This is a genomic window from Parageobacillus thermoglucosidasius (assembly GCF_001295365.1).
GTDB classification, from domain to species: Bacteria; Bacillota; Bacilli; order Bacillales; family Anoxybacillaceae; genus Parageobacillus; species Parageobacillus thermoglucosidasius.
Genome location: NZ_CP012712.1, coordinates 3,101,198 through 3,120,678, shown reverse-complemented (window position 1 = coordinate 3,120,678; position 19,481 = coordinate 3,101,198). Strand labels below are relative to the sequence as shown.

Below are 19,481 nucleotides of genomic sequence, written 5' to 3'. Positions count from 1 at the left end.
CATGACTGCTAACAGCGAATAAACGTGAAAAAGCCCTGTTACTTCCATTCCAACGCCCAATTTCCGTTGCGGAAAATCGGCTCGCGCTTGCCGTCTTTCGTGACGCCGTCGATGTTTAATTCGGCAGAGCCGATCATAAAATCTTCATGAATGAGACTATCGTTGACGCCATGTTTGTCTAATTCTTCTTTGGACATGGCTGTTCCGTTTTGAATGTTAGTCGGGTATGCTTTTCCGAGCGCCAAATGGCATGCCGCGTTTTCATCGAATAATGTGTTATAGAAAATTAAGTTTGATGCCGAAATCGGGGATTGATGCGGGACGAGCGCGACTTCCCCTAATCGGCGCGCACCTTCGTCCGTATCCAATAAATGTTTTAATATTTCATATCCTTTTTCTGCAGTGAAATCAACGACTTTTCCATTTTTAAATGTAAGGGTAAATCCGTCGATAAGGTTGCCGTTATAATTAAGCGGTTTTGTATTGCGCACCGTTCCGTTAACACCGTCTTTATGCGGCATCGTATATACCTCTTCTGTCGGAATGTTTGGATTAAAACGAATTCCGCTTTGGCTGACAGCAGCCCCACCGTGCCAAACATGGTTTTCGACAAGTTCGATCGTTAAGTTCGTTCCCGGCGCTTCGTAGATGAGCTGTTTATATTGTTTATCGTTTAAATAATCAACGATTTTCGCAAGCTTGTCGTTATGCTGCTGCCATGCTTGAATCGGATCGTCCGTGTCGACGCGGGTGACGCGGAAAATCGCATCCCAAAGTTTGGAGATTGCTTCTTCTTCGCTTGCGTTTGGAAATATTTTTTGCGCCCATGCTAGCGTTGGGACGGAAATGAGCGACCAACAGTTTTTATCGGCCATTAAAGCGCTGCGATAATTGCTCAATGCTTTAGATGCGGTTTTATTGGCTGTTGCGACTCGTTTCGGATCGATATCTTTCAGTAAATCCGGATTTGGCGAATAAATCGATAAAAATGCTGCTCCTTCTTCGGCAAGCTGTTCCATTCCTTTCGCCCGCCACGTTGGATATTCCAAGAACGCTTCGTCTGGAGCATGTTTAAATTTGATGTATGTAAGATCTTCGTCATGCCATTCCACATATACATGCTTTGCGCCGGCTTCGTATGCTTTTCTGGCGATTTTCCGCACGAGCGGAGCAGCTTCCAGCGGAGCGTTGACAAAAAGCGTTTGCCCTTTTTGCACGTTGACCCCGACTTGGACAGCAAGTGCCGCGTATTTTTCCAAGTTTTGCTCCCAGTTATTCATATTTTCACTCCTTCGTTTTTGGCGTTATGTACGTTTCTTTATTATAATATGAAAAGTTTGGCATATTCAAACATTTACTAAGAAGACCGGTATATTGCGGGGAGCTGCTTAATATATCAACGCGCGTCGACAATGATGGCCCAGTATGGAATACTTGCAGTTGGATGGGGGCTATGGAATGTGGCATCATGCAACAGAAAAGAGCATATTTGGATTTGCGGCGCAAGAAGTAAAAAACGGGTGACGATGAAAAATTATATAATAAAAATATTATGTAAACTTATAACAACCGGCAATAATGAATATAAAATGGCAGGCAGATCCGTTTGCCGCTGGATGTTGGAGAAAAAGAAGCCAGAATTACATCTGGCTTTTTCGCGGCTCGCTATTTTTAACATCGACCCACGTTTGCGCCCACTGTTCAATTGATTCGATAACCGTTTGCAAAGCGCGCCCCTTTTCCGTCAGCGTGTATTCAATACGCACTGGCACTTCAGGGTACACGGTCCGGCATACAATTCCTTCTTCCTCTAATTCTTTTAACCGTTCGGAAAGCAGGCGCCCGCTGATAGGAATCGAAGCTTCAATCTCGGAAAAGCGCGTTTTTCCTTCTAATAGCTGGCTAATGATAAAACCGACCCACCGTTTGCTCAATAATTTCATTGCCGCTTCAAATTTAGGGCATAAACTTGCTGGAGGACAGGATGTTTGCATTTTTTTTCTCATATTTCCCACCTTTAAAAAAATAGGATACAACCACTATTTTGATAATTCTATTTTACGATATATTGAAAAAAACGCAAAGACGGAAAGCGTTATAATACGTTATAATAAAATATTTTCAATCGACTTATCCTCGCGTCTCGTTTCCAATGTTGTCACAACTTTGTTAAGATATTGTGAAATGATGTACAAAATGGTTTTCTTTCCAATAGAAAATAGTACGATATAAGTGTAAGGAATCCAAAAAATAGGAAGGGGATAAACCATGTTTGTCAAATGGCTGCGCGAACATGCAAGCTCTTCTGCACTACTCGTGTTGTTTCGCTTATATCTCGGATATGCTTGGATCACAGCGGGATGGCATAAAATAGTGGATGGATTTGATGCAACAGGGTTTTTAAAAGGTGCGCTTGCCAAAGCATCTGGAGAGCATCCAGCCGTACAAAGCTGGTGGGCTGCGTTTATTGAACATGTTGCATTGCCAAATGTCGGATTTTTCAATGTGCTGGTTCCTTGGGGGGAATTATTAGTAGGCATAGCACTTATTCTTGGTCTTTTTACAACGTTTGCCGCACTGATGGGGGCAGTCATGAACTTCGCATTTATGTTCTCGGGAACTACCAGTACTAATCCGCAAATGATTTTATTGACGATATTCATCCTTGTTGCTGGTGCAAATGCAGGCAGATACGGTCTCGATCGCTGGGTGATTCCTTACATTCATAAGTTTGTAAACAGAACGTCCCGGCCACATCTCCCGCATGCGTTTCATCGATAAATTTTGCTTGGCCAATGGACTTATCTAGTTTAAGAGCGAGATTTTCTCGCTCTTTTTTTCCTTTTATGGTACGATTAGGATGAGAAAGCAGTGTTCATTGATAGAAAAAGGCGGTCTTGCGATTGGAGGGGAGAGGATTGTGGAGATAGGAATGCAAGGATTTGTGTGTGACATTTGCCATAAGATTGGATCTTGTTTATTACGGACGGAAGGATGAGTATTGGAAAAATGATAAACACAATGGCAATCACAGGCATGGCGACCCAGCTGGCCATTTCATTTATTGCGCCGCTCGGCTTGCTCATTTACTTTCGCAAAAGGAAATGGCTTTCGTGGAAGCCGCTTGGCATCGGCATGCTTATTTTTATACTGTTTTCTCAAGTGCTTGAAAAAATGTTACATATGATCATGATTGATGCGGACGGTGCATCGTTAAAGTGGACGGATAGCAAGGCATTGTTCGTATTGTATGCGGTGCTGGCGGCGGGGATTTTTGAAGAAGTCGGCCGTTACATTGGGTTTAAATGGATGTTAAAAAATCATCGTGATTATAAAGACGGCTTGTCGTTCGGGCTGGGGCACGGCGGCATCGAAGCGGTGTTGATCGGCGCATTTGGCGCTATTAATGCCATCGTTCTTGCAAGCATGATTCAATCCGGTACGTTCGATAAAATGATCGCGCCGACGCTCCCAAAAGAACAAGCGGCATTAATAAAAGATATGGTGCTGCATACACCGTTTTCCATGTATGTGCTGGCGGGCCTTGAACGGGTGTTTGCGCTTGCGTTCCATATCGCGATGTCCCTGCTTGTATTGCTTGGCGTGCGCGAACAGAAATTTCGCTACATCATCTTTGCAATTTTGTTGCATGCGTTGATGGATGTCGCGCCTGCGCTATATCAAGCGCGAGTGATGACAAATATTTGGCTGGTCGAAGCGATAGCCTTTTTATTCGCTGTTGCGGCGTTTTTATTTACGCGCCGCGTGAAAGATGCATTGGAAGATGGGGGAGAAAGATGAAGATTCGCGTCAAACGAATCGATCATGTGCAAATTTGTATTCCTGTCGGCGCAGAAGATGAGGCGCGCGCGTTTTATACGGCTCTGCTCGGCTTTACGGAAATAGAAAAGCCGGACTCTCTAAAAGTGAACGGCGGACTTTGGTACAAAGTCGGAGATGCCAGACTGCATATCGGTGTTGAAGACCGTGATGGCTACAACAGCAAAAGCCATCCAGCGTTCGAAGTGGAAAACATTGCTGAAGTGCGTCGCTATTTGGAGGAACATGGCGTCATGACGCAAGACGAAAAACCGATTCCAGGCGTCGTACGCTTTTCGTTCCGCGCCCCGTTCCGCAACCGAATTGAGTTTTTGTCAAAAAGATAAATAACGATTGGTTTCTCTGAAAAACGATCACACTAAACAAAGTGATGTTGCCCAAATAAAATAACACGTCTTCATGAATCGAAATCTGTTTATGGATGAACATCTTTATGAAACATCATGAGGAAATTTCATAGGCGGATGATAGAAAATAATATTTGCGGTGATTCCGCCGGCTGTTTTTTTGCTTTGTTTATCCTCAGCTTTTGGATGATGTTGTTTTTTATCAAGAGAAAAATCACTTCCCTCCTGTTGATGAGCTTCATGACAGTGAGGGAAGTTGATTTACTGAAAGGTTAAGGAAAATGAATCGTTTTTACGTGTGTTAATTTCCAAAATACGGACTCTCCATTAGCAGTTACAAGTTCAATGATGTTGTTTTGGACTTGCTTAAGCAATCCGACTTTCAGCGGATGATTGCCTAAATCAAAGACAGTTAACTTTCCTTCGAATCTTTTCAACTGTTCTTCTAACGATCTTTGCAGAGGAATGTCCGTCGGTTTCACTGGCAGCACTTCATTGCTTAACGTATATGGAGTAATGTTTGTTTGATAGGGAGCCAGCCATTTCAAATGGTTTAGAGAAATAAACATCGTCTTATACACTGGTGAGTAGAAAGTGAAGTAGTCATTTAAAATGGCCGTAATATAGCCATGGATCGATTGATTTTCTGCCACATAAATTTCAACAAACCGGCCTTTTGCGTTGATTAATGTTTTCCGGTAGGAAATCATGTTATCTTCATCATATAAAGGCAATTCAGTGGTTGCATTCGCTAATTCCGTGCGCGGGTCGGCGCATAGTTTGATGTTATGAATGTGCAAATGAGGGATATATAAATACTTTTTTCCGTTATAAACCACAAGCATATCTGATCCCACGTCAACAAGTATTCCTTCCAATAACACGTTCCCGGAAACTTCTAATTCTACTTGCTTTCCGATTAAAGAATATAAATTATTCATTTTCTCCTTCCTTCCAACAGAGTGGCAGCTTGCAGATGTGCCGTTATGTGGCTTTGTTCTTGTTATTATACGTATCCTATGAATAAAAGTGATCTATCAATGGCCTAACTTTCTCTAAAATTCAACTTCAGCCTACTTATAGTAGAGAAGATAAGTTTCGCTTTAAGTAGGCGTTTCGTTTTTCAATGAATGTGCAGATCCGTTCCGGTTCTTTATCAAACTGCTCGATGCGGTCTTTGATGTACGGGTCGTGGAAGACGTTCGGCCGCAATTGGGCATAAAGCTTTTCTATTTTTGGCTTCATAAATTCGACCGTGAATGGATGATCCAGCGTCTGTTTCATGATGTGGTAATACATATTGCGGAAGCGGTCGATATCGAGCAACCGGGCGGATAACGTATTAAATCCCTCAATCCGTACATAATCGTAGTGCATTTCTTTTCCATTAATATCCCTTCCCCAAGTGGCGTCAAAATCCCATGGAATGATCTCAAATAAACCCGAATCTGGATTGCGATATAGCGCGTAATTATGGACAAATCCGTCGAAATTTTGCGTGCAAACGACTCCCGCGAGCCAACGCAAGTATTTATTTACGTCCAAAATTTGCGACATGACAGATTCGTACTCATGCCTCGTCGTTGTATTTAATTTATAAATAAATTCCTCAAGATAGCGATGGTCTTCTTTAGTCCCCAGTTTTCTTTCATATCCCGCATCTAAAACGGTTTTTGGTTTTTGATCAAACGAGCCGATTAGCGAAAAATTAGCATCATCATCGATTGCATAAAAAATAGGACCTGACGGCAAGTTCCGTTTTTTCAAGAAAAACTCATCGACTGATTCTAATTGAAGGTAAATTCCCTCATGCTTTCCATTCATCGATAAAAGAACATGTTGGGAGGAAGGGGAAAGTACGCCAAGATCCGTAAAAAAATCGAGGGAAAGTTTATTTCTCATGAGAGAAGGATCTTTATATTCCGCATTTAAATGAAGTTCATGAGCTCCATGAAAGAAATAAGGTTTATAAAATGAGATAAAATAAGATTTTTTTTTAAATTTTCGAATATGTGAACCGCGATAGCTTATATCGATATGAAATCTTTTGTTGTGAAACGTTAATGTGGCAGGAACGGGTTCGTCGTTCCAAATGTCGCGGCGCAGCTCCCGGAAATCGTTTGGGTGAATATAAATTGCGATCAGAGGCAACTGACTTGTTGACATCTATCATCACTTCCTTTCTGGTCGTGTTTCAATAAATCCTATGTGGATGGTAAGGCTCTTGTTACTCTAGGCGTTTATGTATTTTTCCAAAACACGGACAATCGTCTAAATCAAAATAAGTCACCCAACGTACATTATTATCAGGCAAAGATAGAAGCACATTCACTTCCCATTTTCTATCTTTCCAACCATGAACAGATATTGGGAGGTTAAAAAATGAGAACATATACTCATGATGACATTCAAAATGCTGTTATTGAAATGGAAAGTGAAGGGCTAAGCGGCTTTTTATATCAAGAACCGACAGGGAACAAAAGCAAGAAACATCGTTCGCACCATAAGAGACGTACCGGCTATACGTCTCATTCGCGTAGTACGAATCGTTCCCGCCAGACACAGCGCACGAGTCGAACATCTGGCGCGAGCCGTTCTGGCCGAACAGACCGCACAGGCCGGACATCCCGTTCATCTGGCACAAGTCGTTCCTATCGAACGCATCACACAAGCCATACGTCCCGCTCGCGTAGTACGAATCGTTCCCGCCAGACACAGCGCACGAGTCGAACATCTGGCGCGAGCCGTTCTGGCCGAACAGACCGCACAGGCCGGACATCCCGTTCATCTGGCACAAGTCGTTCCTATCGAACAGAACGCACAAGCCATACGTCCCGCTCGCGTAGCACGAATCGTTCCCGCCAGACACAGCGCACGGGCCGCACATCTGGCACGAGCCGTTCTGGCCGAACGGACCGCACAGGCCGGACATCCCGTTCATCTGGCACGAGTCGTTCCCATCGAACGCATCACACAAGCCATACGTCCCGCTCGCGTAGTACGAATCGTTCCCGCCAGACGCAGCGCACGAGTCGAACATCTGGCACGAGCCGTTCTGGCCGAACGGACCGCACAGGCCGAACCCGTTCATCTGGCACAAGTCGTTCCCATCGAACGCATCACACAAGCCATACGTCCCGCTCGCGTAGTACGAATCGTTCCCGCCAGACACAGCGCACGGGCCGCACATCTGGCGCGAGCCGTTCTGGACGAACAGACCGCACAGGCCGGACACCCCGTTCATCTGGTACAAGTCGTTCCCATCGAACGCATCACACAAGCCATGCGTCTCACTCGCATCGAACGCACCATTCCCGCCGAACAAAATATTTCAAAAGAAAAAAAAGATATTGGGACAACGGCAATATGATCATGTTATGGTTGGGCTGACTCCCGCCTTTTATCTGTACGACATGAGGAGATGGTGAAAAACCGTGCCTTATGTTGTCTTTTTATTTCAATAAAACATTGTTCTAAATAAACAATAAAAATTCATACATTCCAAGTTTCATTAAGGAAAAATTGTGCATATTGTCATTTTATTGTTATAATGTAAACAAAATTTTTTTATAAGTTAACAATTGGGGGATGAGGATGAAAAGACATATTCAATCCGTGCTTTATCAATTAGAACAAAAGATGCAAAAGCGCACCTTAAACGATGTATCGTTTTGTAACAGTTCATGGATCGTGATGAATGGACGGAAGCTGTTAAATTTAGCGTCAAATAATTATTTAGGACTAGCAGGCGACGAACGATTAATTGAAGCGGGGTGCCAAGCAATGCGTACATACGGAGCCGGCGCTACCGCTTCCCGCCTTATTGTCGGCAATTACGAACTTTATGCAAAAGCCGAAGCAGCGTTAAAAAACTGGAAAAAGAAAGAAGCCGCGCTCATTTTCAATAGCGGATATACGGCTAATCTTGGGATTATCACGTCTCTTATTGGCCGCGGCGACATAGTGTTTAGCGACTGGCTTAACCATGCGAGCATTATTGACGGCATCAGGTTAAGCGGGGCTGAACGGTATCGCTATTATCATAACGATCTCGATCATTTAGAATCATTATTGAAACAAGCCTCCCCGCGTCAACGAAAGTTAATCGTCACCGATTCCATTTTCAGCATGGATGGGGATATGGCGCAGTTAGAAGGATTAGTGACATTGAAGAAACGTTATAACGCCATCTTAATGGTGGATGAAGCGCATAGCAGCGGCCTTTATGGGGAAAGAGGCGAAGGGCTTATCCATCATTTTCGTTTGCAAGATGATGTGGACATTCAAATGGGCACTTTCAGCAAAGCGTTAGGCAGCTTTGGCGCTTATGTGGTCGGCGAGCAGTGGCTGATCGACTACTTGATAAACACGATGCGCGGCTTTATTTTTACTACTGCGTTGCCGCCTGCTGTCCTTGGCACCATAGAGAAAGCGATTGAGATTGTCCAAAAAGAAGAAGCGAAAAGACAAACACTGCAAGCTCATAGCTGTTATTTCCGCGATGAGCTGCAAAAGTTAGGATTTAATATCGGAAAAAGCATGACACATATTGTTCCAATCATTATCGGTTCGAACGAGCAAACGGTGCAAATGAGCGAGCGGCTTCAAGAATCCGGAATCGCCGCGGTAGCGATCCGGCCGCCAACCGTTCCTGAAGGCACGTCACGCATTCGTTTTTCGCTTACTGCCGCTTTGACGAAGGAAGAAATCGATTGGGCGTTGGAGCGAATCGCGAGAGTAGGAAGGGAAATGGGATTGATAGCTTAACGCGATTGTGCTGTTTTTGCCTGATACGGTTTTTCAAGGAATGGCTATAAACCCGTGTCCTTGGCTTTGATTTTGCTGAATCAAACAGCGGCGAGTAAGAAGAATATTTTCTGTCACTGATGCGATAAAAAATAGTGATGTATTCCATTTTTAGAGAAAAACCGCTGGTGTACAAGGACAGCGGTTTTTTACATATCTGCCATCTAGCTGGCTATACTAACAATAAGGTGATGACGGATGTGCACAAAATCCGAATTAGAACAATTTGTCAAACAGGCAAAACAATACGCGCGCTTCGGCAAAGTTGCCGATTACATTCCCGCTCTTGGCAAGGCGAATCCTAACGATTTGTCGATTGCCATTTACAAACCGGACGGCAATGTCATCGACGCGGGGGACACAACCGACAAAGTGACGCTACAAAGCATTTCGAAAATTATCACGCTTGCACTTGTTTTAATCGACCATGGGGAAAAAGAAGTGTTCCAAAAGGTCGGCATGGAGCCGACGGGAGATCCGTTTCACTCAATTGCGAAACTAGAAGAAGTGCAACCGGCTAAACCGCTTAATCCGATGATTAATGCCGGGGCGTTAGCAGTCACACACATGATTAACGGAGCTTCGGTCGAGGAGCGGTTTTGGCGCCTTTTGCAGTTTGTCCGAAAACTGGCGGGAAATCCGGAGATTTCGTATTCCAAGGAAGTCGCAACATCGGAATTTGAAACAGCGTTTTTAAATCGTTCCTTATGTTATTTTTTGAAACAACATGGTATTATCAATGAAGATGTCGAAGAGCTGATGGACCTTTACACGAAGCAATGCGCGATCGAAATGACGTGTGTCGATTTGGCGCGGATCGGCCTTGTGTTCGCGATGGACGGACGCGATCCGCTCACTGGCGAACAAATTATGCCGTCCGATGTCGCCCGCATTTGCAAAACGTTCATGGTAACATGCGGCATGTACAACGCGTCAGGTGAATTCGCAATCAAAATCGGCATTCCGGCGAAAAGCGGCGTTTCCGGCGGCATCCTCGCCGCTGTCCCGGGCCGGTTTGGCATCGGCATATTCGGTCCTGCGTTGGACGATAAAGGCAACAGCATCACCGGCATGAAGTTATTGAAGCTGCTGTCCAAAACTTATTCTTTAAGCATTTTTTAAAACTGAGGAGGAAACGTAGCATGAAATCATTTACCGTGCAATTTCACCGCGAAGACGAAATGGACACGATGACGATCCAAAAATTAAACGGTCAAGACTTTGAAAAAGTGACAGAAGGCGGGACAAGGCATTTATTCGATTTAGATACGAACATCGGCTTTTTCGTCTTTTTTGATGCCGAAGACGCAAACGGAAACCCATCGTATCTTGTCTTGCAATATGAAGAAGACAACGAAGACCCAAGCGCGTGCTATTCGTTCGAGTTGAAAGATTTTTACGAATTTGTCGCCCTCTACTTAAATGACTTGGAATTCGGCGAAGAAGAAAGTATGGGGGAGGAAGAGGAATACGGCCCGATTCACCATTTAGCGCATCTTCTTTATCATATTGTGGAAGAAGGAAACGCGGTCGAAGTATGATGAAACGCTCCCGGATCATGCGTGATCCGGGAGCGATATTGTTTCCCGCCGGTATTTTCCGCAGTTGGCTTTTGTCAGTTTCTTTTCCTGTCTACCACTCTAGCATCTGAAAAAAGAGGTTTTCAAGAGTGAAAAGAATGTTGTGCGGAAGAATATTTAGAGATAAATTATAAAGCTGTGTCATCCGCCATATTGGTGTTTATTCAAATTATAAAAGTCTTAGTAATACTTTTTAAAGATATACCTTATAAGCTATCCAAAATTCAAGGGATAGCTTTTTTTACATTCAATAACCTACAAATATGTCAGGAACTTAAAGTTAATGAACCATGTCCATTATGTAAACAAATGTTATCTTATGAATATTTATTGCCGTTTAAGAATAAAGCGCTTTTTTCAAAAAAGCAACTTTTATCAGATAGGGAAAGATGGGAACAAAAAGAGCGAATACTTCATCATAAATTGACAGAGCTTGAAATGGAAATAGAACGGCTGCAAATGGAGATTCAAAAGCAAAAAGCTCTAATGGAACAATATGAAAATAACCAAATTTTTGAAAAACAAGTACAGCAAAAGAAAAGCGAGATTATTGATATCATTAAAGGAAGAGAGATGCATATACAAACCATAAAATCAGAAATTAACTTAACCAAACATGAACTAGCTCAGGTTTTTGCAAACATACAAAATACGATTAACAGTCAACTGTCAGATGCCAAAATATTTCTATTTAAGCGTCTTAAAAATGGAGAACTACGCCCGGATTTCCAAATATTTTATAAAAACAGGCCATATCGAGTTTTATCCTATAGTGAAAAAATCAAGTGTATGATTGAGATTTCTTCAATTATACGTTATTTTTCCAATATATCCTATCCCATCTTTATTGATAATTTAGAGAGTGTGACTCACTTAAATCCGCCGAAAACCCAAATTTTTACAGCTAGCGTCCGAAAAGGAATGCCACTTCAATTATATGCAAAGTGAAGCAACCGTTTTACTGGAATTAAGCTTGTCAATAAAATCATGCGGCAATAATATGATACATTTGTCACTGAGCCGTTTTACCTCTCCTATTTAGGATTTTTTTCCTCTTTTCAGCTGCAAAACCCTAATTTTGTATTATAATAGTAAAAAAATCCTATTTCACATTGGAGCTGGTTTGGATGGCGTACACGATTCCGGAAACGATTCGTTCGAGTGCCACGGCAGGGGAGCGGTTGTTGTTTCGGACGCTGCAAACCTATTTGCCCGATGATTATATCGTATATTATGAGCCGGAAATCCGGGGGCGACGTCCTGATTTTGTGATCATTGGACCAGACTTAGGGATCGTCGTCTTGGAAGTAAAAGATTATACATTGTCTACGCTTCTTCAAATAAACAATGATGAGTGGACGATTATAAATCGAGCAGGAGAACAAGTGACGGTGAAAAGCCCGTTTAAGCAAGCGAGAGATAATGCGTTTCATATTGTGGACGTGTTGAAAAAAGATAAAAATTTAGTACATTTAGAAGGAAAGTATCAATTTCAATTGAAATTTCCGTATGGTTACGGGGTAGTATTTACACGGTTGACGCAAAAAGACTTAGTGAAAAAACAGTTGTATCCAGTTATTGATCCGAATCTTTGCTTAATGCGCGATGAAATTGATCCAGATAAAGAATCGTTTAGCGAGGAAGTGTTGTTTGAAAAAATATTAAATATGTTTGTCGTTCCGTATCGTTTGCGGAATCCTTTAACGAAAGAAGAAATTGATGCGATTCGCTATCATCTTTTTCCAGAAGTCCGAATTAGTGCAGAATTTCGTCCGTCGGTTCCGTATCAAGATCAAATTTTACTTTCTCTTCATGATATTAAGGCAATGGATTTGCATCAGGAAAATTTGGCAAAACAAATTGGAGATAAACATCGGCTTATTCGAGGAGTAGCGGGAAGTGGAAAGACACTGATTTTGGCTAGTCGTGCAAAATTGCTGGCAAAGGAACATCCAGATTGGAAAATCTTGATTTTATGTTACAATATCTCGTTGGCTCAAGGAATTCGGCAATTGATCAACCATATGTTAAGGGAACCGGATTCTCTCTTTGATTTTGATTTTACGAAACATGACGGATTGGCGGATACCGCATATGGGCAAATTATTGTGCGCAATTTCCATGAATGGCTTAAACATGATTTAAAAATTACTGAGCAACAAATTCCATATATTTTAGAGAAACTTGAAAAAGGTGAAGCGATTTTACCGACATATGACGCTATTTTAGTCGATGAGGGACAAGATTTTTCTTCGGACTGGCTGGCGCTTATTAGCAAACTGCTTAATCCGGAAACACAATCGCTCCTTCTTGTCGAGGATCGAGCACAAACGATTTATAGGCGAAAACGGTCTTATGCCCAAGATACGGGCTTAAATTTCCAAGGGCGTTCCAAAATATTGACGATCAATTATCGGAATACAGCACAAATTGTGAAGTTTGCTTGGGATTTTTACCGTACCCATTCGGTGTTAAAAAATAAAGTAGCTCACCGGGAGTTTGAAGGAGAAATTATTGCGCCGCAAAGCACAAAGAGAAAAGGGCCGGAGCCAGTAATATTAAAAGCGGATCATTTTGCGACTGAAATGAAAGAAGTTGCCAAACAAATTCAAATGTTACATAACGAGAAAAAGGTTCCGTATTCAGAAATACTTATTTTATACCGGGTTAAACGAACTCATCTGCAAGATATTATTGGTGTGATTAAACGGGCTCTCGAAAAAGAGCAAATTCCGTATTATTGGTTAACGGAAAATGAAACAGCTAAACGGACATTTTTGCGAGATGACGATAAAGTGAAAGTCAGCACGATCGAAAGTAGCAAAGGTCTTGATTTTCAAGCTGTTTTTATTGTGAATATTGATAATATGCCATTCTCTTTGGAAGAGGATAAAGAGAGAGAAGTGTCGCTACTATACATTGGCATGACAAGAGCAAAAGAATACCTATACCTTTCTTATTCAGGCGAATCAGAATTCACGAAATATTTGGAGACGATCCGAAAAGAACGTCAAAAAATGAATGCACAGCGGCAAAAACATGGGTAAATTCCGATTAACATTAAAAGTAGAGTGGATGTTTTGTTCCACTCTACTTTCTATTTTTCGCTTAGCCCTTACACGTTGCGACAAGCTTTTTGGCAATCATGTTGTTTTCAAATACCGTTTCAAGCAGAAGCACTGTTTCCAGCGTTGCTTTGCAGTCGAGCGTTTCAAGTTCGGTATGTTCATGATCGTAGCCGACGGATAAGTTAACAGACGGAATCCCGAATTCGGCAAAGGTTTTGGCATCGCTGAGACCGCCTGCGGTAATTTTCCAGTCTGGCATGCCGGCGAGTGCTCCGGCTGTTTCGAAAATGCGGCCGTATTCGTCAGGGCAAAACGGCACGATGCCAGCATAAGAAGTGACGATGTCGCGCGTTCCGCGGCGGTCCACAACAATCGCGGCGTCGATGTCTTGCAAAAACGCCGGGTCGATATGGCGCGAGCCGAGGCAGCCGATTTCTTCTTGGACGGTAAAGGCGATTTTCAATGTTCCTTGGAAGCGGGAGTGGCGGATGAAATCAATGATTTCCAAAATAACAGCGATTCCCGCACGGTCGTCGGCGCCTAAGATGCCGCTGGAACTTTTTAAAGTGGTTCCGTTTTCGATCACCGTTCGGTAAGGATGAAAGGATTTTACGGTATCCATATGGGCGGAAAGGGCGATAACTGGCCCTTCTCCGCAATGGATCGCCGCAAGCAAATTGCCGTATTCATCCGTTTTGAGCCAATCGACCCGTGATCGCAAATAGCGGTGCAGCCATTGGCGAATGACGTGTTCTCTCCCGCTTTCGCCTTGGATGCGGAGAAGTGGCATAAGCCGTTGTTTTAATTTTTCTAATCTGTATACTTTAAGCGATTCCGGGTTTCTCCACACATTGTTAATCCGTTCAGCGATAGTGAGAAGATCGGCGATTTGCCCTTTCTTGTAGAAAAATGTTGCCCTTCTTTTTTCAAGCTTAACGTGTACGCTTTTCGGTGTGCAGGCGCGAATAATCGAAGCTTGTGTCGCGGACAAGTCGTTTAAAAAATCAATTCTAGCTGGCCGGCGCCCTTCTCCGTCGCAGCTGTTAACAGTGTAAATATGCATCATATTCAGCCAGCGGACGATGCCGCGGACGTACGGGTCGATTTGTATGAGTGGAAGATCGTCTTTCCGCGGATCGACCAGCGTTTCTTTTCCCGGAATGTCACGATGGTAAAAAACCATCCGTTCAGCAGTTTGTTGGAGCGCCTCGATCCAGTCCGTTTCGGAAATGCCGTCAAGGTGCTGGCGCCGCTGGATGAGTGTTGCGAATGTTTGCATAAGCCACTGTGACGTAATTCCTGTTTCCGCATCTTTCGGATGCAATCCGTGCCGGATCATGAGTTTTGTTAATTTTTCCATACTATCCATCTCCTTTTCAAATTCGTTACAATACAACTGTACAAGTCAGTGTGTGACACCTTGTCACAAAGGAGAGAGCAGGGAGATGGAAGAATACAGGTTTTTTCCGCATCAAGAAGAACGCCGCTTGCTTGCAAAGTGGAAAGAAGAAAAAGACCGAAAGCGGCGGGAAGAAATCGAAAATGAATTAATTCATCTGTATGTTCGTTTTGGCGAGCATTTCAAAATGTCGAACGCTCCTGATCCGCAGCTGGCGAAAAAGTATTTGCAAAAAGCGTTAAAGCGCAAGCCAAGCCATCCGGTTGCGAATTATCGGTTGGCGCATATTTACTATAACGAAGGAAGATACGCCGAAGCGGCATACCATTTTCATCAGGCGCTTTCCGGAGAGAGGGGCGAATCTCTTAATGACACGCAGGCGATGCTAAGCCATATGTTTCTTGTCAATTGCGGCATTTTTCTTGCGTCGAATGCGCTAAAGCAAATGGAAAAGATGGAAGCAAGGCCGTATGATGAAGAAACGGTCGAGCGTTACCGCCAAGCGATTTTTCTCTATCGCATTGAAGATTTTCACCGTGCGCTTTATCGCATCATTACGCCAAACAGCGATGAAATTGTTACAGAGGAAATATACTTTTCTGAGCAGGAGCAGCTTTTGCCGCATGAGGTGATGCTTTGCATCAGCGAACAAGACGGCTTTGTCGTTCGTTTCGCAGGCGAGTGTGTGAAGTTGGAATACCAGCCGTTTTATGTGTTTGCAGCAATTTTGCATAGCGAGCGGCCGCTGACGGGGGAAGATGTCCGCGAAACGTTGTTTCAATCGTTTTTCGGCAGAAACGTTACTGATGCCGCCATTCGGAAAATGTTTGAGCGGCTGCGTGTGCGCATTCCGTTTTGGGATGATGTTATTGAGACGACAAGAATAGGGAATAAAGCGGCGCGGAGCCGCAAACAAGGCGTTTCGTACCGGATTTTTTGCCGCGCGAGCGATATGTTTCCTTGGGAATAGGGGATGGAAATGAACATACGAAAAAGATGGAAAAATAGAGGAATCATGATCGAAGAATGGCCGGGAAAAGGAGAAGAATTCCGCAAACGTTGGGAACAAGTGTTTGCGGATGCCATCAGTCCGCAGGAGAAACAGTCAATTTATTTCGACCAGTTTTTGTGGCATATATTTAGTTACGAGAAGCTGCCTTGTCTGGAAGGGAAAGAAGCGATGCGGGCGTTTCGTGAGATGAACCGAGTCATTTGTTATTTGTTTTATCAAGAAAGGGAAGAGACATATATGCTTATCAATGCCGAAAATTTGCGGGCGGAAGGTTTGCGGAACGAGCACGATGTATGTGTCGTCGACCCGCACTTTACGTGGACGCATGTGCAGACGCATGAAGACTATTGCGGGCCGTATTTTTACCGCAAAGAGTGACATTTGCGTGAAAAGAAGCTCCGCTGTGTTCACCGTTTCTTTTGTTATGTATTTAACAATGATATGAATAAATGGTAGAATGAAAAGAAGAACATTTCGTGATGATATGGAGGAAAAAATGTGATCTATCAACTGAAAGTACAGTTAAAAGATATTCGCCCGCCAGTGTGGCGGCGATTATTGGTGCCAAGCGGAATGACGTTCGCCGAGCTTCATGATGTGCTGCAAAAAGCGTTTGACTGGGAAGACCGGCATTTACATACGTTTTACATCACGAAAACGCGCGGAATGGCGAAGCAGCGCATCGAAATTGGCAATGATGGAAGTGATGGACGGGATGGTGCGGGCTATAAGGAACATAAAGAGCGGCTTTCCGACTGGCTCGTTGAGGAGGGAGATCGCTGCTTGTATATTTATGACTTCGGCGATTATTGGGAACATGAGTTGGTGCTTGAAAAAATAATGGTGCCGCAGCCGGACGCCTTCTATCCCGTTTGCCTTAAAGCGGTGCGTGTTGCACCGGAAGAAGACAGCATGGGCGTGGGGTGGAATCTAGAGGAGATCGAGACAAAGGAATTGACAGCGATAGTCGATGCAAAATTGGCTTCGCTGCGCAAAGAAACCGGCAAGACAGCATGGGAGAAAGTGCCGGAAGAGAAGGTGAAGGAAGCACGGGCAACGCAAAACAACATATGGAGGGCACTGCTGGAAAAAGCGGTGGCATTTAAACTGTTAGCGCCGTGGCAATGGATGGATGATGATGAAATTTTCCTTGTCATTGATCCGGAAACAAACGAGCGTTTATATTGCTCTGTCATTGGCGCGCTTGGCCAAGAGCATGGAATGGTCGTGTATATTGGTGAACAAGGATATGAAAGCCTGCGGCATTTGTTCGAACGGCCATATCCCGAACAAGATCCTGTGTATACACAGCGGGCGGTGCTTATTTCCTTTGCTGACCGAGATGAACTAAGCAAGGAAGACTATGAGCTCCTTCGTTCGCAAGGCATGGCTTTCCGCGGCAAAAAGCAGTGGCCGCAGTTTCGCAGCTTTGTTCCTGGGTACTATCCGTGGATGATTTCCGAAGAAGAGGCGAAGCTGGTGACAGTGGCGCTTGATCAGGCTCTTGAAGTCGCGCGGTGCGTCGCGAAAGGGGAACTTTCCCTTCCGGTGTTTCTAGAAGATGGAAAAATGTTTGCCCGCATTGGCGAAAAAAAGGATGGAAACATCGTTTGGCGCGATGACACCGTTTTGCTTGCTGAACTGGAAGGCGAGAAAAAAACACCGACATATGAACTGCTTGTCGAGCCGAAGTTGATGAAAATGGTGAAAAAGATCGGACAAGTATACTACGGCAGCATCGAATTTGACGCGGGATATATCAATAAACCGGTGCAAGAAAAGCGCGGGGAGCGCCCGTATTTTCCTATATTTGTTTTGGCGGTGGATGTGAACACCGGGTTCATCATCCATAGCGATATGCTTCCGCTCGAGAATGCAGAGATGCGCGTGCAAAAAAGTTTTTTGGATATGTTGCTACGGATCGGGAAAATACCGCGGGAAATTCGCATGAAAAAGGAAACAAAGCAAATGCTCGCCCCGGTGCTGCGCAGATTGCCGATTCGGACGATAGAAGTGTCGCGGATTTTTGCCGCCGAGCATATCCGCAGAACTTTTGAAATGTTTTAGGATGAGGCGCAAAGAGAATCGCGGTTTGGCCGGCAAATATAAAGAAGTTCGTATCAATATATGTGTACCGGCTGCTGATACATTTGAAAGATAGTATAATATCCGTGTGTTCCAGCAAACTAAAAATCCAGATGACACCACCAAAGAAGTGTACTGTGATTCAATTGTCAACAAGTATGAATTCTGGAGGATTAAATGGTGGAAATGGTTATCGAAATTTTTTAAGTCTTGGAGATTCGACTTAAACAATCCGCGCGCTTGTTACAGACAAGCATTCAAAGAAGGATGGATGGAAAACATGATACGTGAAACAACATTGTAAGTTTGCGTAATGCAACTGTTCATGTCTATATGAAAAACAAGACCACAATACGTGGAGAAATCGAAAAGTTGCTTGAAAATATAAATTGGCCATGATGGAGTAGTGATTTAACAAACGCGCATAAAGAGAAAGAGTGATGCAATAGTGTTAATCGCATTAGATATGGACGGGACGCTTCTCAATTCGAATGGACGGGTAAGTGAAAGAAATAAAGCAGCCATTGCAAAAGCGCGAAAGCGTGGCCATATCGTGGCGATCTTCACAGGAAGGGCATATAAAGACGCGCGCGCGCCGCTTCAAGAAGCAGATATCGTTTGCCCGATTATGAGTTTAAACGGCGCGGTGATGACATTAGAAGATGGGACGGTGCTTGGCGATGTGCCGCTTGACAAGGAAACGTTAATTTCGGCGCTGGAGTGGGTGCGCGCACAGCCCGATTTATATTGCGAAATTTATACGAACGATGCCGTCTACGTCGGTCTCCATAACCGCGCCCATCTCGAAGCGTTGGCAGAAAAGGCAAGCGGTATCGCGCCTGAATTAAAGCGCATCGTCGAAAAGCAATTCCAGCAAGCGCGCGTGACGTATGTCGATGATATCCGCCTCGTCTGGGAAAAACGGGGCATTGCTTTTTATAAAGTGCTCGTTTTCTCTCTTAATCAGGCGCGCTTACGGGAAGCGGCGGAACAATTTGCCGGTATTTCCGGCATCGCCGTAACGTCGTCGCATCCGAACAACATTGAGATCAACCATGAACGGGCGACGAAAGGACAGGCGCTCATGAAACTGGCCGACCATTACGGCATCGCCATGAAAGATACGGTTGTTTTTGGCGACAGCCATAACGATTTATCGATGTTCGCCGTCGCCGGTTATCGCGTGGCGATGGGGAATGCCGCTCCCGAATTAAAAGAAGTCAGTGACATGGTCACTGTCTCACATGAAGAGGACGGCGTGGCGGTCGCATTGGAAGAACTGATCGGCAAGCAGAACCAGTAACGGCGGAAACCGCGCCCTTCCTCCACTCCACTGTCGGTGCT

Annotated in this window: 18 protein-coding genes; 13 read left to right on the top strand and 5 right to left on the bottom strand. The window is 44.0% G+C overall.

Annotated features, from left to right (window positions below):
- Positions 1-38 precede the first annotated feature (38 nt).
- Both AOT13_RS15255 and AOT13_RS15250 read right to left on the bottom strand, forming a co-directional pair.
- Complete coding sequence (locus AOT13_RS15255) at positions 39-1,280, bottom strand: aminopeptidase (RefSeq protein ID WP_003249705.1); 1,242 nt, start codon at positions 1,278-1,280, stop codon at positions 39-41.
- Between the two features lie 360 nt (positions 1,281-1,640).
- The gene (locus AOT13_RS15250) at positions 1,641-2,006 is read right to left on the bottom strand and encodes a winged helix-turn-helix transcriptional regulator (protein ID WP_003249707.1); all 366 of its coding nucleotides are present in this window, start codon (positions 2,004-2,006) and stop codon (positions 1,641-1,643) included.
- Positions 2,007-2,268: 262 nt separating this feature from the next.
- Between AOT13_RS15250 and AOT13_RS15245 the strand changes: the two genes are divergently transcribed.
- The 3 genes from AOT13_RS15245 to AOT13_RS15235 all read left to right on the top strand — a co-directional run bounded on the left by AOT13_RS15245 (position 2,269) and on the right by AOT13_RS15235 (position 4,166).
- A complete protein-coding gene (locus AOT13_RS15245; protein WP_003249711.1) occupies positions 2,269-2,781 on the top strand; it encodes a DoxX family protein in 513 nt (170 codons plus the stop codon).
- A 228-nt stretch (positions 2,782-3,009) separates the two neighbouring features.
- Positions 3,010-3,801, top strand: coding sequence for a YhfC family intramembrane metalloprotease (locus AOT13_RS15240; RefSeq protein ID WP_013876749.1), 792 nt, complete (start codon positions 3,010-3,012; stop codon positions 3,799-3,801).
- The gene (locus tag AOT13_RS15235; protein WP_003249714.1) at positions 3,798-4,166 is read left to right on the top strand and encodes a VOC family protein; all 369 of its coding nucleotides are present in this window, start codon (positions 3,798-3,800) and stop codon (positions 4,164-4,166) included. Before AOT13_RS15240 ends, AOT13_RS15235 begins: the two co-directional genes overlap by 4 nt.
- 293 nt (positions 4,167-4,459) lie before the next feature.
- On the opposite strand, the gene AOT13_RS15230 is transcribed toward AOT13_RS15235, so the two are convergent.
- Positions 4,460-5,128 (bottom strand): hypothetical protein, encoded by a 669-nt coding sequence (locus tag AOT13_RS15230; protein ID WP_003249716.1) that lies wholly within the window; start codon positions 5,126-5,128, stop codon positions 4,460-4,462.
- 136 nt (positions 5,129-5,264) lie between these two features.
- Positions 5,265-6,353 carry a CotH kinase family protein gene (locus tag AOT13_RS15225; RefSeq protein WP_003249718.1) on the bottom strand — a complete coding sequence of 363 codons (1,089 nt, stop codon included), beginning with the start codon at positions 6,351-6,353 and terminating at the stop codon, positions 5,265-5,267.
- Positions 6,354-6,569: 216 nt separating this feature from the next.
- Here AOT13_RS15225 and AOT13_RS20200 point away from each other — a divergent pair, with 216 nt between their 5' ends.
- From AOT13_RS20200 to AOT13_RS15195, 6 genes are all read left to right on the top strand, one after another.
- A complete protein-coding gene (locus AOT13_RS20200; RefSeq protein ID WP_157776780.1) occupies positions 6,570-7,577 on the top strand; it encodes a CotG/ExsB N-terminal domain-containing protein in 1,008 nt (335 codons plus the stop codon).
- Positions 7,578-7,781: 204 nt separating this feature from the next.
- Positions 7,782-8,954 (top strand): 8-amino-7-oxononanoate synthase, encoded by a 1,173-nt coding sequence (bioF, locus tag AOT13_RS15215; RefSeq protein WP_003249723.1) that lies wholly within the window; start codon positions 7,782-7,784, stop codon positions 8,952-8,954.
- Positions 8,955-9,191: 237 nt separating this feature from the next.
- Positions 9,192-10,115 (top strand): glutaminase A, encoded by a 924-nt coding sequence (gene glsA, locus AOT13_RS15210; RefSeq protein ID WP_003249724.1) that lies wholly within the window; start codon positions 9,192-9,194, stop codon positions 10,113-10,115.
- Between the two features lie 20 nt (positions 10,116-10,135).
- Positions 10,136-10,534, top strand: coding sequence for a hypothetical protein (locus AOT13_RS15205; RefSeq protein WP_003249726.1), 399 nt, complete (start codon positions 10,136-10,138; stop codon positions 10,532-10,534).
- Positions 10,535-10,729: 195 nt separating this feature from the next.
- Positions 10,730-11,521, top strand: a complete 792-nt coding sequence (locus AOT13_RS15200; RefSeq protein ID WP_230457119.1) for a hypothetical protein — start codon at positions 10,730-10,732, stop codon at positions 11,519-11,521.
- 179 nt (positions 11,522-11,700) lie between these two features.
- A complete protein-coding gene (locus AOT13_RS15195) occupies positions 11,701-13,620 on the top strand; it encodes a 3'-5' exonuclease (RefSeq protein ID WP_042386192.1) in 1,920 nt (639 codons plus the stop codon).
- A 61-nt stretch (positions 13,621-13,681) separates the two neighbouring features.
- On the opposite strand, the gene AOT13_RS15190 is transcribed toward AOT13_RS15195, so the two are convergent.
- Complete coding sequence (locus AOT13_RS15190) at positions 13,682-15,001, bottom strand: M20/M25/M40 family metallo-hydrolase (protein WP_042386190.1); 1,320 nt, start codon at positions 14,999-15,001, stop codon at positions 13,682-13,684.
- Between the two features lie 85 nt (positions 15,002-15,086).
- Here AOT13_RS15190 and AOT13_RS15185 point away from each other — a divergent pair, with 85 nt between their 5' ends.
- The 4 genes from AOT13_RS15185 to AOT13_RS15170 all read left to right on the top strand — a co-directional run bounded on the left by AOT13_RS15185 (position 15,087) and on the right by AOT13_RS15170 (position 19,440).
- Entirely contained in the window at positions 15,087-16,010 is a 924-nt protein-coding gene (locus tag AOT13_RS15185) for a tetratricopeptide repeat protein (protein WP_013876756.1), read from the top strand.
- 9 nt (positions 16,011-16,019) lie between these two features.
- Entirely contained in the window at positions 16,020-16,430 is a 411-nt protein-coding gene (locus AOT13_RS15180) for a DUF4275 family protein (protein WP_003249735.1), read from the top strand.
- Between the two features lie 120 nt (positions 16,431-16,550).
- Positions 16,551-18,119, top strand: a complete 1,569-nt coding sequence (locus tag AOT13_RS15175; protein WP_003249737.1) for a plasmid pRiA4b ORF-3 family protein — start codon at positions 16,551-16,553, stop codon at positions 18,117-18,119.
- Positions 18,120-18,585: 466 nt separating this feature from the next.
- Positions 18,586-19,440 (top strand): Cof-type HAD-IIB family hydrolase, encoded by an 855-nt coding sequence (locus AOT13_RS15170; RefSeq protein ID WP_003249739.1) that lies wholly within the window; start codon positions 18,586-18,588, stop codon positions 19,438-19,440.
- The last annotated feature ends 41 nt before the right edge of the window (positions 19,441-19,481 follow it).